Origin of the sequence: Paenibacillus enshidis, assembly GCF_042136365.1 — a bacterium.
Classification (GTDB): domain Bacteria; phylum Bacillota; class Bacilli; order Paenibacillales; family Paenibacillaceae; genus Paenibacillus; species Paenibacillus enshidis.
Genome location: NZ_JBHHMI010000064.1, coordinates 1 through 1,698, shown reverse-complemented (window position 1 = coordinate 1,698; position 1,698 = coordinate 1). Strand labels below are relative to the sequence as shown.

General features: G+C 48.7%; 1 protein-coding gene. It reads right to left on the bottom strand.

Going from position 1 to position 1,698, the window contains the following annotated elements; translation table 11 throughout:
- Positions 1-132: 132 nt before the first annotated feature.
- Positions 133-1,584: an IS1182 family transposase gene (locus ACE41H_RS25070; RefSeq protein ID WP_375358300.1), complete on the bottom strand. Its 1,452-nt coding sequence runs from the start codon at positions 1,582-1,584 to the stop codon at positions 133-135.
- Positions 1,585-1,698: the final 114 nt, after the last annotated feature.

The following is a 1,698-nucleotide window of genomic DNA, read 5'->3' as shown; positions in this document are numbered from 1 at the left end:
GAGGCCACTGAAGAACTTGCCGTTTTTCATCCTTGCCGGCAAGCCCCATCCAAAAAGAAGACATCCATTCCCATTTTATGGGACAGACGTCTTCTTTTCTTTGTCATAAGTCGGTTTTACTCCCCATCATCTTCAGTCGGCTATTTTCAGTATTCGCTTTAGATTTACCGCAAATATAGCCATTGCACCTTGTAACTGCATGCCAAGCAGACCCGAGGATGTGGCGACATCATACCCGTGTCTATGTTTGAGCTCGCTGTTCTTCGCTTCAATTTTGTAGCGTTCTTTTGATTTTACCTTGAAATCCTCCGTTTCTTGGAAGGTTATTTGTTCCGCGTGTTCTTCGGATTTTATGGTCACGGAGTAAGTCTTGGTTTTCGCACCCTCTTTGTAGCAGCCTTCTTTAAGCGGACAACGCTTGCATTTCTCCACGTCAAAATAGTAGGTGTCTTGCTGGTTACAGCCTACGCCTTTCTTGCCCTGCCGGGCCTTTCGGATTGCCATATGACCGGCCTTGCATACGTACATGCCAGCATCTTTGTTGAACAGAAATTCGTCCTCTTTCTTCCGGCTGCCTTGCGTAACGAGCGGATTGAGTTTCGCCACAAGTTCAAGCTCGTTGGTTTTCGCGTAGGTCAGGTTATCCTTCTCGGAGTAGGCCGTATCGCCGATGACCGTTTTGACTTGCATCCCGGCTGCCTGGCTTTTCTCGATGAGCGTCTGCAATTGCTTGCCGTCATTCTTCTCGCCTGTTGTAATCACCGCTGCCGTTATGATGCGTTCCTCGGTCATGGCCAGATGCGTCTTGTATCCAAAGAAAGCGGAGTCTGCGCTTTTGTGTCCTACTCGTGCATCCGGGTCTGCCGCAAGGCGAAGCTGCTCGACGTCATCCTCAACCGTCTCCTTCAGGAGATTCAACGGTTCCGTTATTTTCGGCACCTGCGCGATCCCGGACTCCGTCTCGATGTAGGTGATGAGCTTCTGGCAATACGCGATTTCGTCTTCGAGCACGTCGTTCGTGTTCTTTGCGGGCATTTTGGCTTTGACCAACTCGTCCAGCGCGTAAACGGCTTTTCGCAGTTTCCGCGCTCGGTCTTGCAGGATTTCCCTCGGTGACTTTTGGTTGTAACGTGCTTTCGTATGGGTGGCATCTACAATAATAGAAGTGCTCTTTAGGATATGTTTCTCAATAGCCAGCGCGACCGTCTTGTCAATAAGCATGTCGAGCAGGTTAACGTCTTGTAACCGTAGTTTCCGGAATTTCGTGAGCGAACTCGAGTCGATCACCGAATCTTCCGGCGCCATGCCGAGAAAATACTTGAACGACAGGTCATACCTTGAACGCTCGACGATATCAGCGTCCGACAATTCGAAGATGGCTTTCAGCAACAAGTATTTGAACATACGGATGGGGTCAATCGCGTTGCGACCGTTATCCAGGCAGTATTTAGCTTTCAATTCTTCATAAATAAAGGAAAAGTCCACCAGTTCATTAATCTGGCGCAGCATATTGTCCTTGGGCACCACGATGTTGTACAGTTCCGCATAGGGGCTTAGCATCAAGGTTTGTTGTTGCTGAATCATCCGCTCACCTGCTCTCTAGGATGCCTTAATTATAAACGAAAAGAGGTACAGCCTCCTCAACTTTTTTGAGGGCTGTACCTCTTTCGTTTCAAATGGACTTTTTCAGTGGCCTCG